Raw genomic sequence first — 13,340 nt, 5'->3', positions numbered from 1 at the left:
GGCGCCGGTATAGGATGCTCCGGAAAAGACCAAGGCTCCCGAGCGACCACCGCTCTGTCTTGACCAGGAACATTCCGCCAGCGGCGCAGTTAAGGCCGCAAGCGCGGTTCGGAAAGATCCTCCATGAAAGCCTTTCGATGCCAGGTTTGCCGCCAGAGCATTCTTTTTGAGAACACCAAATGCGAAAGTTGCGGGCACACGCTCGGCTATTTGCCGACGCATGGCGAGATGACCGCTGTCGAACCCGTCGGTAACGGATGGCGCGCGCTCGCTGACGGAACCCGCGAATATCGTTTCTGCAAAAACTGGGAGCTGCACGGATGTAATTGGATGGTCGAGAAGGGCGGTCCCTCTGAGTATTGCCTCGCCTGCCAGCATAATCGAATCGTGCCTGACTTGTCGGACGACAAGCGCCACGCGGCGTGGCAGAAAATCGAAGCCGCCAAACGACGGCTATTTTACAGCCTGATCAGACTGAATCTTCCTGCGCCGACGGCGTCCGAGAACGACGGCGAGCCGCTCGTCTTTGATTTTTTGGCTGAGGAGCCATCGCAACGGCCGGTGCTGACCGGCCACGACTCCGGCTTGATTACGATCGCCTTGAAGGAAGCAGATGATCCGGCGCGAGAGAAGGCGCGCGACGAGATGGGGGAACCCTATCGTACATTGCTCGGGCATTTCAGGCATGAGATCGGCCATTATTATTGGGATCGCATCGTGCCGCACTCCGATCATCTTTGGCGGTTTCGAGAGCTCTTTGGAGACGAGCGGGAAGATTATTCCGCCGCCCTGCAGAGACATTATGAAGAAGGGCCACCAGCCGACTGGCGACAAAAGCACATAAGCGCATACGCCTCCTGTCACGCGTGGGAAGATTTTGCGGAAACCTTCGCGCATTATCTGCATATCGTCGACACGCTCGAAACGGGTCGCAGCGCAGGGCTCGTGGTGCGGCGGGATGACGGTTCTCCGGCGCGGGTCGATTTTGATCCCTACGGCTATCCCGACATTAATGAGATGGTCGATAGTTGGCTGGATATTTCGTTCGCGTTGAACAACATCAACCGATCGATGGGGCAGCCAGATATCTATCCCTTCGTGATTTCCCCGGTCGTGAAAGAAAAGCTGAGCTTTGTCCAAAGCCTTCTCATGGATCACGCCCATCGCCACGCCGTTGTCGCCGCGCCGCGCGCCGCGCGCCGCGTGTTGCTAATCCATCCATTTGCGATACAGGCAAGCTCGCAGGCGAAGCGCTCTTGAGCTGTGATGAAGCGGCAAGCGTCACGGCGATAGATCGGTTTGACGATGCGCCGCGCTCCTGCGATCAAAGCGGAAGGCGTGAAACCTCGACGCGCGCCTGTGCGTTCAGGCGTAGGCTCACGCTCATGCTCCAGCGCCCGACCAATCTTTGGAGAATCGAATGATTGTTTCGTCAGCTTCGGATTATCGAAAGGTCGCACAGCGCAAGCTGCCGCGCTTCCTCTTTGATTATATCGATGGCGGGGCGAACGCCGAAGACACGCTGCAGGCCAATGTCGCTGATTTGAGAGCCGTGAACCTCAGACAGCGCGTGTTGAAGAACGTTACCGGCCTCAGTCTCGCGACGGCGTGGTTCGGTCAGCCGTCCGAGCTTCCCGTGATCCTTGCCCCTGTCGGGCTGAGCGGGATGTTTGCTCGTCGGGGTGAGGTCCAGGCGGCCAATGCTGCGGCGAAGAAGGGCGTTCCTTACGTATTGTCGACGCTCTCGGTCTGTTCGCTCGAAGAAGTTACGTCGCAATGCAGCGAAGGAACCATCTGGTTCCAGCTCTACGTGCTCAAAGACCGCGGATTCATGCAATCGATGTTGGAGCGCGCCCAACGCGCAGGCATAAAAAAACTTGTCTTCACGGTAGACCTTCCCGTGCATGGATCGCGTTACCGCGACGCCCATTCCGGTCTGTCAGGGCCTATCGCCAAACCGCGGCGCTTGCTTCAGGCGATCGCGAAACCGGGCTGGTCCTTTGATGTGGGGATCAGGGGCCGACCGCACGATCTCGGCAACATCTCAAAATATCTCGGCAAAGCGACCGGACTGCAGGACTACATCGGCTGGCTTGGCAAAAACATTGATCCATCGATCAGCTGGTCGGACCTCGAATGGATCCGCGAATTCTGGAAGGGGCCTTTGATCCTCAAGGGCATATTGGATCCTGAGGACGCACGGGACGCCGTGCGGTTTGGAGCGAATGGGATCATCGTTTCCAATCACGGCGGACGGCAGCTCGATGGGGCGCTGTCGACAGCCAAAGCCTTGCCCCCGATTGCGGACGCCGTCGGAAGCGACCTTGAAGTATTTGTCGATTCAGGCGTGCGGTCCGGACTGGACGTGGTACGCATGCTGGCGCTCGGCGCCAAGGGCGTCCTGCTCGGGCGGGCCGCAGCCTATGCGCTGGCTGCGGCCGGACAGGGTGGCGTCGAGAATATGCTCGAGATCTTCGCCAAAGAAATGCGCGTGGCGATGACCCTCACGGGCGTCAATTCAATTGCGCAGATCGACAGGCGCATTCTTGCGTGATCAGCCTCACGCAAACAGGTCGACCCGACCGTCTGCAAGGCGATAAATTCCGCTCACGACTTTGACGCGCTTCTCATTGACAGCGGCGCTTAGCAACGGCGTTGCGGTCTCGAGCGTCCTCGCGCACATCCGGGCGTTCTCCACGGTCGCATTCTCCTGAAAATCGCCCTGCCGGCCCCTTACTGCTTCAACCGCGGGAGTTAGAGCGGCGACGAGCGACGGAAGGTGGCCAGGCAAAGTCGTATGATCCTGGATCGACGAAATTGCGGATTTAACAGCGCCGCAGGCTTCGTGACAGAGCACTAAGATGAGAGGTGTCTTCAACACCTCAACAGCATATTCCAAGCTTGCGATATTGTATGGATTGGCGACATTGCCCGCGACACGAACAACGAACAGATCGCCGCGCGAACTGTCAAATGCGTATTCCGGGGCGATACGCGAATCCGCGCAGCTGAGAATCGCTGCATAAGGATTTTGTCCGCCGACGAGGGCCTCGCGCTCGGCGAAGAAGTCGTGCCGTCTTGCGATGCCCTTCTGATATCGCCTATTGCCCTCCATCAGGCGCGCCAACGCGTCGTCCGGACTCATCACATTCTCAGGCTTGGGCGGCGCACTACTCGGCTTGGCTTTTTTCGGCTGGGATTTTCGGCCCTGGGCGGTCGCGCTTCCAACGACCGTCAGCGCTCCCGCCGTGGCGGCGCCGAACACAAAGGCTCTGCGGCGCATTTTGCTTCCATGAATGATATCGGTAAAGCCACACGCCTGACACATACGCGATCCTCCGAGAGAGAAAACAACGCTCTGCACTGGTGGCGCACACATAGCGCCATATCGATTGCTATTGAAAGCGCCTACTCGTGCTCAGCCTTTTTACCGCGGTCAGAAATCGCTTTGCCTTCAACGCTGACAAGGGCGCCATGCGCACAGCTACCGCTGCCGAAGACGGTAATGGCGGGCTGATTGATCAGGATGCGTTGTGTCTAATTTACCATGAATTTTACAAATCGCCTGTTGCGGGCCCGCCGGGGAGCGTCGCTCACATTATGGCCGCAACCTAAGTCGACGCTCTCACGTCCGCTGTGGACGAGTGGAGGCGTAACATGCGTCGGTCCCCTATGCATGACCGAAAGGTCGGCGATGACATCGGCGAATTGCTACGGCAAACCTACGACGATGTTCTTCATGAGCCGCTTCCCGATCGATTACGCGATCTGTTGGAGGGGCTGGAAACGGACAGGCCGCTCTTTTCAGCGGAAGCGCGAGCGTGTGAAGATAGCGACGCCGATCATGCGCTCATAGAGCGCTGACGTTGGTGGCGCCTGGGCGCCTGTCATGGGCTCAGGTCATGTCAGGAGACAGCGTCGCCATCGTGCGAACTTGCTTCGGTCTCTTCACGGACGCAGCACGAAATTTTAGGAGGACAACATGTCGGGAAGAATTTTGACCGCCAGTATATGCGTCGTTGGCGCTTTGATTTCGGTTGCCGCGTTCGCACAAACAACGCCAGCGGGCCCGGACTGCGCCGCCCAGGCGACGGAAAAGAAGCTGCATGGCGCAGCGCTGAAAAGTTTTATGAGAAGGTGCGACAGAGACGCCGCTGCGAGCGCCTGCGATGTGGCTGCGACTGAAAAGAAACTATCAGGCGCAGCTCGGACGAGCTTTACGAAAAAGTGTGTCAGGGACGCTGCGGCGAAGCCGAGCGTCCACTGATTGGTATAAAATCAGGAGCTTGCTTCGCGTTGCTCAGTCATCAGCAAGGGCAAAGCGATGAATGAGTCCCCCGATGACGGCGCCGGCGAGCGGCGCGACCCAGAACAGCCAAAGTTGTTCGAGGGCCCAGCCGCCGACGAAGAGCGCTTGGCTCGTCGAGCGCGCAGGGTTCACGGAAGCGTTGGTGATGGGGATGTCGACCAGATGGATCAGCGTCAGCGCCAATCCGATCGCGATTGGCGCGAAGGCGACCGGCGCGCGACCTTCCGTCGTGCCCAGAATGACAAGCAGGAAAAACGCCGTCAGCACGATTTCCGCAAGAAGGCCAGACTGCCATGTGTATCCAGCGGGGGAATGTTCGTCATAGCCGTTGGCGGCAAAGCCATTGGCGAGTGAAAAATCAATGTTGCCCTGAGCGATCTTGAGCAGCACGAAAGCCGCAAATGTCGCGCCGAGAAGCTGCACCACCCAGAAGGGTCCGACGTCCTTCCAGGAGAAGCGGCCGGCCGTCGCGACGCCGAGCGTCACCGCTGGATTGAAATGGCCGCCAGATACGGGGCCGAAGGCGTAAGCGCCCGTCAGCACCGTGAGTCCGAAGGCTAGCGCCACGCCGAGGAAGCCAATGCCGAGCTGTGGAAAGCCGGCGGAAATCACCGCGCTGCCGCAGCCGCCGAACACGAGCCAAAAAGTGCCAAGAAATTCAGCGAGAAGCCTGCGTGGAAGAGAATGCCGCATTGAAGATCTCCATCGGTCGGTGGACGAATGAATTCGTGAATCGAAGGAAAGCTTAGCGCAAAGCCATGGTTTGATCGAGTGCCGACATGCCGCGGCAAGGTCGGGCGAGGACCGGCTCGGGCTCCTAGATCCGAGTGTGAAAGAACAGAAAAGTCGCACGCGGATCGGTAGAACACCTTATCCGCGAATGGGACGCGGGACGCCGACATGTCCTAATGGACATTCGAGAGCTGCGCGGTCCCATCCGCCGGCGTCTGCGGCAGCGTCATATGTGCTCTGCAAAAAGCGAAGTAGCGTCGCATCCGGATGTTCGGCTTTTCGCACGATGTCATAGGGCAGGATGAATTCCTTGAGATCCTGGCTAAAAAATGCGCCCTCGGGTCCAGCCGGCGCGCGATCGAATCCCGGCGGCGCGGGATAGGCATAGGAATAGAAAGCAGGAAAATCGATCGAGCCGCCGCCAGGCCAAAAGCCCGCGCTGCTCACCTCATGCGAGTAAGCTTCGCGCACAACAACGTCCGCAAGATTTGGAACGCCCCCGGGATGGCGCGGCGCACGGCGACCAGAAAACCTGGTCACCGCCAAATCAAAACTGCCCCAAAAAAAATGCACAGGGCTGACCTTGCCGACGAAGCCCGTGCGAAAGGTTTTGAATACGCGATCGGCTTGCACAAGCAATCTCCAAAAGCAGTTTGCATAGACAGGATCGTAGTCGGCATGAATCCGGTCCGCGGTGAAGGGAAGCGCATCAGGTATCTCGTTGGGATGTTCGTTGATGCGCACAAAAATGCTCAACTCCTCGAGCCTGCTGAAAAGATGCGCGTAAAAGTCGGCGACAGTCTGAGATCGGAGCTGCATTTGGCGTTCGTCGCCATCGCTCGTCGTTATACGAAGCACGTGGTCTATAAAATCGAAATCAATCTGAAAGACGCTTGCGCCATATGCGATGGGCGACGTGGTGAGGCCACGCGTCGTCACATAAAGCGCGACGTGCCAGGAGTGGTTTTGCCAGGGAGTCAGCGACAACCGGATCTTGCCGAGGATCTGAGTCCAGAGATGCAGAGTCGTATAGGTCTCTCGCCAAGCCAAGTAAGGCAATGCTGGCCAAGCGTTTCGCTCTGCTTCGCTAACCTTGGTCGCAGTCATTTAACGCGTCCCGGCTGCGTCGCCCTCCGCTCAAGGCGCGACCAATTCATGTACGCTGAACAAGCTTAGGTCATCTTTCCATACGCGCAGAGGGGTCCACCCCGCCGCCTGCGCGATCAGATGGAACTCCTCGATCGTGTATTTGTAGGCGCTTTCGGTGTGAATCGTCTCCGCTTCGCGGAAGCGAATTTTTCTTCCCGCCACCCAGACGTCCTGATCCTTCAAACTGACGAGATGCATCTCAATGCGTCCTTCGAAGGGCTCGTAGGTCGCCGCATGGCGAAAGGCTTGAAGATCGAATGTCGCATCGAGTTCACGATTAATGCGCACAAGGAGATTGAGATTGAATGCGGCGGTGACGCCATTTGCATCATCGTAAGCTGCAACAAGCTGGCGGACGTCCTTTTTCAGATCGACGCCAATGATCAGCTTTCCGCGCGGCGAAAGCGTCTCTCGCATCGCGCGTAGCAACTGCGTCGCCTCCGCAGGGACGAAATTGCCGATCGTCGATCCAGGGAAAAATCCCAGCTTAGGCCGTTCCGCCAGCTCGGGAGGAAGCTCGATCGGGCGCGAAAAATCAGCCAATAGCAGCTGAATGTTGAGCCCGGAAAATCGCGCCGTCAGCCGGTCTCGAGCATCTGTGAGAGCGCTCTCAGAAATATCGACTGGAACATAGGCGTGTAGACGCCGCATATGTCCGAGCAGGATTTCCGTCTTGATGCTCGAACCCGAGCCGAACTCGACGAGAACCGTCTCTGCGACCGCTCCCTCGAGCATCTGCATCGCATTGGCTGTGAGAATCGCAACCTCGACTCTTGTTGGATAGTACTCGGGCTGGCGGGTAATGTCTTCGAAAAGCGCGCTACCTTTCGCGTCATAAAAGAAGCGACAGGGGAGACTCTTCTTCGGACGGGACAAGCCCTCCAGCACGCTAACGGCGAAGTCGTCCGCTTGCCGCACGAGCGGCGCTGAGCGTTCCGTCGCCTTTGACATCAGGCAACCTCCGAAGCGAGGCGTAGGCCCAGAAATTGCCAACGCTGATGCGGATAAAAGAAGTTGCGATAGCTCGTGCGGATGTGATCTTGCGGCGTTACGCAGGAGCCGCCGCGCAACACGTGCTGACCAACCATGAACTTGCCGTTGTATTCTCCGAGCGCTCCCTCAGGGGCGCGATAGCCCGGATAGGGCAGATAGGCGCTCTGGGTCCATTCCCAGACATCGCCGAACATCTGACGCGGCGATCCCTCGGGCTGGGCTTTGGCCGGCATCGGACGCAATGCCGCCGTTCCAAGGAAATTTCCCTGCTTGGGCGCTGTGGCCGCCGCGACCTCCCATTCAAATTCGGTCGGCAGCCGCTTGCCCGACCAGCGCGCAAAAGCGTCGGCTTCGTAGTAGCTCACATGCGCAACCGGCGCATCGAGGTTCAGCGGCTGTAGTCCTTCGAGCGACATCTCAAACCACTCTCCGTCGCGAGACTCCCAATAGAGTGGCGCATGCCAGTTTTCGCGACCGACCACGGCCCAGCCGTCGGACAGCCATAGGGTCGCCGTTTCGTAGCCGCCGTCGGCGACGAACGCCAACCACTCGCGATTTGTGATCAGGCGGTCAGCAAGCCGGAACGGGCGCAGTAGCACTTCGTGGCGGGGACCCTCATTATCCCAGGCAAAACCCTTTCCCCCGTGACCGATCGGAAAGACGCCGCCGGCAAAATCGATCCAGCGTAGCGGCTCACATGGCGCCGGAATGGAGCGGGGCTGGGTCGGGCGGTAGGCTGGCTTTAGGGGATTTGCAGCGAAAAGGGAGAGGATGTCTGTAAGCATCAGCTCCTGATGTTGCTGCTCGTGATTAATCCCGACCTCCAGCGTATGGATCAATGCTGACGGCGCATCGGTTTGCTCAGCAAGAAGCTGCGCCAATGCTATGTCAACATGCTGCCGATAGGCGAGAACGCGATCGAGCGACGGCCTGGTGAGAAGTCCGCGCTTCGGTCTTGGCTGCCGAGCGCCAAGGTGCTCATAATACGAATTGAAGCAATAATTGAACGCCTCATCGAAAAGCTGATAGCCGTTCAGATAGGGCGTCAAGACGAAGGTTTCGAAAAACCAAGTTGTGTGAGCGAGATGCCATTTTGTGGGGCTGGCGTCTTGCATCGCTTGGACGACCATGTCTTCGGCGCTGAGTGGAGCTGCAAGTTCATGGGAAAGTCTGCGGGTTTCGAAAAGACGGTCGCTCATGGCGCCGTGGTCGCTCGCCGAAAGCTGCGTATCGAGGATCAAGGCTAATCCACCCATCAACATCTCTCCAAGAAGCAAGCCGAACCCGAGCTGCGACGCCCGACAAGGTGAGCATATAGGGCGATCCGCCAATCTCAGGTCCGTGCAGGGATTGATCCCGCTGATCAGTCATCGAGTTCAGGATAGTGACGAAATATACCTTGCTCGTTGAATTTCACCCTGCGATCGCTCTTGAGGTATGCGCGAATGCGCGGGCGTTGCGCGACCATCACGCGAAGAGCGGCTACGCGCGGCGACGCGGCGAGAACTGCTTTTGTTGTGTTGGGGAACGCATAGAGCAAGCCTTCGACGGTTTGGAACAGGGAGAGGTCGGCGTAGCTTAAGGTATCGCCGACGAGGTGCGCGTCACCGTCGGGATTGCGGGCGAGGATCGTTTCGAACCAATCGAGATATTTTTGTATCCGTTCCTTGCGGAACCACTTCGCTCTGCGTGAGGCCGCAAGTTTCTGCTCCTCGTAGTACAAATCCCCGCCCAAAGGATGATGGGTGTCGTGAGCCTCGCCGACCAAGTCAGCGATCGTCAATTGAATTTGATGAACCCAAAGTCTGTGCGCCGCGTCGCTCGGCGCGAGATTGTGACGATCGCCGAGATAAAGCAGTATCGCGGCAGTCTGTCCGACGATCACCTGTCCGTCTTTCAAGAACGGCGGTGCGAATGACGGATGGGCGAGGTCGGCTCGTTCGAGAAAAGCCACAAGCGTCGCCTCGGCGTTTGGCTCGCGCGCCATGTCAATGTAGCTGGCGCCGGCTTCTTCCAGCACCAGCCTCACGAACTCTCCACGTCCTTGAATGCCGGGCCAATAATAGAGCTCATAGGGCATGATGGAACCTCCTGCGCCGGAGCCCGCCTCGAACATTGATCGCTTGATCGCGCTTATGCTGCAACATATTGCTTGAGCCGCACAGATCAAGGTCGCGCGGGTCTTGAGGCGAGAAGGCCGGACGTCGTCGCGCGGCTGCTCTATCTATCGCCTCGCGCGCGCTTAATTTGCGCCGCGTAAAAGCTCTTAAAGATTCGCAATGGTCAATCGCGAACGCGCAGCTTCCAAATCACTGGGCGCGTCGATGTCGGCATAGGCGCTTTCATCAAACAGGTGCGCCTGCTTTTGAGAATCCTCGCAGTTCTGCAGCAAATGCTTGGCGCCCGACGATCCAGAAAGCACCGCCAGCGAGGGGAAGAATCGTCGGGGCCACAAAACCGGGTTGCGCTGCTCGCCCTTGGACGTCGTTGGATAGGTGATCAAAGCTGCCCGGCTCTCCATAAAGAGGGCTGTCAGGTCTTTGATCAGATCTGATGTCAAAAAGGGCAGATCGCCCGGGACGACAAACGCCCCTTGTGTTTGCTGGCCGAGCGCCATTATGCCGACGGCGATCGACGATCCCATGCCGCTTTCCCAGTTTAAATTGTGTGCAATTCGCAGCGGCAAGCCTTCGAGAGCTTTTTCGATCTGCGGGCGATCGCAGCCGGTAACAACGACGATTTCAACGCCGCTGCAGACGACTGCTTCGGCCACCCTGCGTATGAGCGGCTTCCCGCCAAGGTCGGAAAGAAGTTTGTTGTCCTGCCCGAACCGCTTTGAGGCGCCAGCAGCCAAAAGCACAGCTGCGATATTCACATCTGCCTCGTTTCGCGCGCGACCTGCACAATCTCCGCGAGAATCGAGACGGCAATCTCGGCCGGTCCCTTCGCGCCAATCGGCAGTCCGACCGGGGCGCTGATGCGCGCCAGCTCCGTATCGTTGAAGCCTGCGGCGGTGAGACGCTGCAGGCGCTTGGCGTGTGTCCGTGCCGAGCCCAGGGCTCCAATATACAGGCAGTGCCAGCGCAGCGCCTCGGTGAGCGCTTCATCGTCAATCGCGGCGGCGTGGGTCAGAGTGACGACCGCCGTCCTTGGGTCGAGCCCCAGGGACTTCATCGAGTTTTCAGGCCAGTCGGTGAGACTTTTGAAATCGCCGAGGCGGTCGGCGCTTGCAAATGCGGCGCGCGGGTCGACGACGACGACGTCGTAACCAATACGGTTCGCCAAATCAGCAAGCACCTGGCCGACATGCGTCGCGCCGACAATGACCACGCGAACTGGCGGGGTGAGCGCGTGCAAGAAGACCGGCGCATCGCCGAGCGAGAGAAGCCGACTCTCACTCGAAAGGAGGCATTGGGCGATATCACTTGGCGTCGGCTCCCCAGCGTCAAACAGGCGTCGCGCGCCGGTCGCAAGCGTCGTGAGCACGGCAAGCGACAACCGCGCGCGGCGCGCTGAAAACACCCTCTCCAGAAAAGCTGAATCTCGCTCACGACGCAGCGGCTCGACATAGATGCTGATCGCGCCGCCGCAGGGAAGGCCAGCCCTCCACGCCAGTTCCTCTCCGACTCCGAACTCTAGCAACTTCGGTCTGTCGCGAGCCAGAACGTCCGCCGCTTCGGTAATCACTTCCGCTTCGACGCAACCGCCGGAGACAGAGCCCTCGAATTGTCCGTCTGGACCGATGGCCATTTGGCCGCCGACCGGTACGGGCGACGAGCCCCAGGTGGAGACGACGGTCGCCAACGCCGCCTGTCCGAATTCCTCCAGCCACCTGCGGGCGCTCGTCAGCGCGTCTCTCGGCCGGCCGGGGTCTGGGATATAATTCATTTACGCCGCGTGGTTGCTCGTGGGCTGCCTCAGCTCGAGCCGCTTATCGATGGTGATCGGAAGATCGCGGACGCGCACGCCGGTGGCGTGAAAGACTGCATTGGCGATCGCGGCGGCCGTGCCGACGATACCGATCTCGCCGACGCCCTTCACGCCGAGCGGGTTCAGCCGATGCTCCTGCTCGTCGACAAAAATAACGTCGATGGCGTGGACGTCGGCATGCACCGGCACGTGGTATTCGGCGAGATTGTGGTTCATGAACCGGCCGTATCGATGATCGATCACCGTCTCCTCGTGAAGCGCCATGCCGATGCCGCCGACCACGGCGCCAAGGATCTGACTCCTTGCCGTTTTGGGATTCAAAATGCGGCCCGCGGCGACCGCGCTGACCACGCGCGCGACGCGCAACATGCCAAGCTCCTCATCGAGCCGCACCTCGGCGAACACCGCCGAATGCGCGTAATGCGAGTACTCCTGCAAGACCTGCTCGTCTGGCGCCGACGACACTTCCGACGTAATGGGTCCGTTGAGGCCGAGTAGCGCTTCCGACAGCAGCATGGCGCGCGAGGGGTCGCTCGTCATCCGGATTTCGCCGTCGACCCACGTGAGATCGGCCAGATTGACGCCTCTGAGCGGCGCGTTGCTGACCGCGCCAGCGCGTTTGAGCAGTTCCTTGCGCAGGCCGTCACATGCCTCCATCACAGCGGAGCCCGCGGAGGCGGCTGTCCAGGATCCGCCTTCGACAGGCGCGCTCGGCAAATCTGAGTCGCCAATCTTCACGATCACCTTGTCGAGTGGAAGGCCGAGCATTTCAGCGGCAATCTGGGCTAGAATCGTGTAGGTCCCGGTGCCAATGTCAGCCGTCGCGCAGGCGATTTCCAATGTCCCGTCAGGCGCGAGAATCGCCCTCGCGCTCGTCGGCACGCGAAACGCCTCCCAGATCCCCGTCGCCATGCCGTAGCCGATCAGTTCGCGCCCCTCGCGCATCGAACGCGGCTCGGGCCGACGCTTGGACCAGCCGAAACGCTCGGCGCCCTGGAGATAACAGTCCCTCAACGCCTTGCTGGAGATTGGCTTGCCATAGTTCTGATCCCTCTCGGAATAGTTTTTGAGGCGAAGTTCCAAGGGATCGACGCCAACCGCATAGCTGAGCTCGTCCATAGCGCTTTCAAGCGCATACATGCCGACCGCGCCGCCGGGCGCCCGCATGTCGCAAGGCGTGAAGAGATCGAAACGCGCAAGCCTCGACGTGACCGTCGAATGATCGCATGGATAAAGCGCGCCAGACCAAACGACGGTGGGTTCCTGGTAGTCTTCAAACCGAGACGTATTGGCGATCGCATCGTGCTTCAAAGCGACCAACCGCCCATCGTTCTCGGCTCCCAGCGTTAGCGTCTGGAGTGTTTGCGGACGATAGCCAAGCGTGAACATCTGCTGGCGCGTCAGCGTGACTCGAACAGAGCGCTTGAGGCCGATGGCGGCGAGCGCCGCCATGAACAGCTGATAGTTGGGCCTGAGGCCTGCTCCGAAGGCGCCGCCGACATAGGGAGACAAGACCCGCACTTTGTCCTTGGCCAAGCCGAACACGCTACATAAATATTCGTGGCAATTGGGCGCGCCCTGCGTTTTATCGTAGACCGTGAGGCGGCCGTCGTTCTCCCAAACCGCCGTGCTCGCAAAGGTTTCCATCGGGTTGTGATGTTCGACGGGCGTGCGATATTCTGTTCGAATATTCGTGGGCGCTCGCGACAAGGCGCTGTCGACATCTCCGCGCGCGGGCGGATCCCACTCCGGCGCTCGTTTCTTCTCAGGCTCGAAAGCTTGGTCGATCCGCATATCGAGATCGGTGACCGTCGCTTCGGTTTCATATCTTATATCGACAAGACTCGCGGCAAAGCGCGCAATTTCGAGCTCCTCCGCAACGACGAGCGCCACGGGCTGTCCCGAAAACAGAATTTCGCCGTCGTAAAGCGGGCGGAAGGGTGATCCCGGCGCGGCGACTTGATCCGTATATTTTTCATGCGAAGAGGGGAGGGAAGGCCTGTTGTCGTGGGCAAACACTTCGATCACACCGGGCACAGCAAGCGCCGCGCTTCGATCTATGCTTTTAATTCGGCCTTTGGCGACCGCGCTTGAGACCACAAAGCCGTATGCGAGGTCGGGCGCGCTGAATTCGGCGGCGTATTTCGCCCGCCCCGTGACCTTTGCCGGGCCGTCAATTCGCGAGACCGGCTTTCCGATGCCGTTCGTTCCAACAGACATAGCGCGG

The 13,340-nt window shown here is 59.4% G+C and carries 13 protein-coding genes; 4 read left to right on the top strand and 9 right to left on the bottom strand.

The window, feature by feature from the left end; all coding sequences use genetic code 11:
• Positions 1 to 123 precede the first annotated feature (123 nt).
• Both A3OO_RS0116895 and lldD read left to right on the top strand, forming a co-directional pair.
• On the top strand, positions 124 to 1,260 hold the full coding sequence (locus A3OO_RS0116895; RefSeq protein ID WP_018409032.1) for a zinc-binding metallopeptidase family protein: 1,137 nt from the start codon (positions 124 to 126) through the stop codon (positions 1,258 to 1,260).
• A gap of 160 nt (positions 1,261 to 1,420) precedes the next feature.
• Positions 1,421 to 2,554 carry an FMN-dependent L-lactate dehydrogenase LldD gene (gene lldD, locus A3OO_RS0116890; RefSeq protein WP_018409031.1) on the top strand — a complete coding sequence of 378 codons (1,134 nt, stop codon included), beginning with the start codon at positions 1,421 to 1,423 and terminating at the stop codon, positions 2,552 to 2,554.
• Between the two features lie 6 nt (positions 2,555 to 2,560).
• Here lldD and A3OO_RS0116885 read toward each other — a convergent pair whose 3' ends face one another.
• The gene (locus tag A3OO_RS0116885; protein ID WP_018409030.1) at positions 2,561 to 3,328 is read right to left on the bottom strand and encodes a carbonic anhydrase; all 768 of its coding nucleotides are present in this window, start codon (positions 3,326 to 3,328) and stop codon (positions 2,561 to 2,563) included.
• A 329-nt stretch (positions 3,329 to 3,657) separates the two neighbouring features.
• Between A3OO_RS0116885 and A3OO_RS0116875 the strand changes: the two genes are divergently transcribed.
• The gene (locus A3OO_RS0116875; protein ID WP_156824852.1) at positions 3,658 to 3,864 is read left to right on the top strand and encodes a NepR family anti-sigma factor; all 207 of its coding nucleotides are present in this window, start codon (positions 3,658 to 3,660) and stop codon (positions 3,862 to 3,864) included.
• Between the two features lie 118 nt (positions 3,865 to 3,982).
• Positions 3,983 to 4,267 carry a PsiF family protein gene (locus A3OO_RS24815; RefSeq protein WP_018409027.1) on the top strand — a complete coding sequence of 95 codons (285 nt, stop codon included), beginning with the start codon at positions 3,983 to 3,985 and terminating at the stop codon, positions 4,265 to 4,267.
• 33 nt (positions 4,268 to 4,300) lie between these two features.
• Here the strand turns inward: A3OO_RS24815 and aqpZ are convergent, their stop codons facing one another.
• The 8 genes from aqpZ to A3OO_RS0116835 form a co-directional block, all read right to left on the bottom strand.
• On the bottom strand, positions 4,301 to 5,002 hold the full coding sequence (gene aqpZ, locus A3OO_RS0116870; RefSeq protein ID WP_018409026.1) for an aquaporin Z: 702 nt from the start codon (positions 5,000 to 5,002) through the stop codon (positions 4,301 to 4,303).
• Between the two features lie 177 nt (positions 5,003 to 5,179).
• Positions 5,180 to 6,148, bottom strand: a complete 969-nt coding sequence (locus tag A3OO_RS0116865; protein WP_026223088.1) for a DUF5996 family protein — start codon at positions 6,146 to 6,148, stop codon at positions 5,180 to 5,182.
• A 30-nt stretch (positions 6,149 to 6,178) separates the two neighbouring features.
• Complete coding sequence (gene egtD / locus A3OO_RS0116860; protein ID WP_018409024.1) at positions 6,179 to 7,141, bottom strand: L-histidine N(alpha)-methyltransferase; 963 nt, start codon at positions 7,139 to 7,141, stop codon at positions 6,179 to 6,181.
• A complete protein-coding gene (egtB, locus tag A3OO_RS0116855) occupies positions 7,141 to 8,445 on the bottom strand; it encodes an ergothioneine biosynthesis protein EgtB (RefSeq protein ID WP_018409023.1) in 1,305 nt (434 codons plus the stop codon). Before egtB ends, egtD begins: the two co-directional genes overlap by 1 nt.
• 101 nt (positions 8,446 to 8,546) lie before the next feature.
• The gene (locus A3OO_RS0116850) at positions 8,547 to 9,263 is read right to left on the bottom strand and encodes a glutathione S-transferase (protein WP_026223086.1); all 717 of its coding nucleotides are present in this window, start codon (positions 9,261 to 9,263) and stop codon (positions 8,547 to 8,549) included.
• Positions 9,264 to 9,449: 186 nt separating this feature from the next.
• Positions 9,450 to 10,058, bottom strand: a complete 609-nt coding sequence (locus A3OO_RS0116845; protein WP_018409021.1) for a nucleotidyltransferase family protein — start codon at positions 10,056 to 10,058, stop codon at positions 9,450 to 9,452.
• On the bottom strand, positions 10,055 to 11,071 hold the full coding sequence (locus A3OO_RS0116840) for an XdhC family protein (RefSeq protein WP_018409020.1): 1,017 nt from the start codon (positions 11,069 to 11,071) through the stop codon (positions 10,055 to 10,057). The genes A3OO_RS0116845 and A3OO_RS0116840 overlap by 4 nt, the downstream gene beginning before the upstream one ends.
• Positions 11,072 to 13,333, bottom strand: coding sequence for a xanthine dehydrogenase family protein molybdopterin-binding subunit (locus A3OO_RS0116835; protein WP_018409019.1), 2,262 nt, complete (start codon positions 13,331 to 13,333; stop codon positions 11,072 to 11,074).
• Positions 13,334 to 13,340 lie beyond the last annotated feature (7 nt).

Source organism: Methylocystis rosea SV97 (assembly GCF_000372845.1).
GTDB classification, from domain to species: domain Bacteria; phylum Pseudomonadota; class Alphaproteobacteria; order Rhizobiales; family Beijerinckiaceae; genus Methylocystis; species Methylocystis rosea.
Note: the sequence above shows the minus strand (reverse complement) of the source record. Positions and strands in the feature narration are given on the sequence as shown.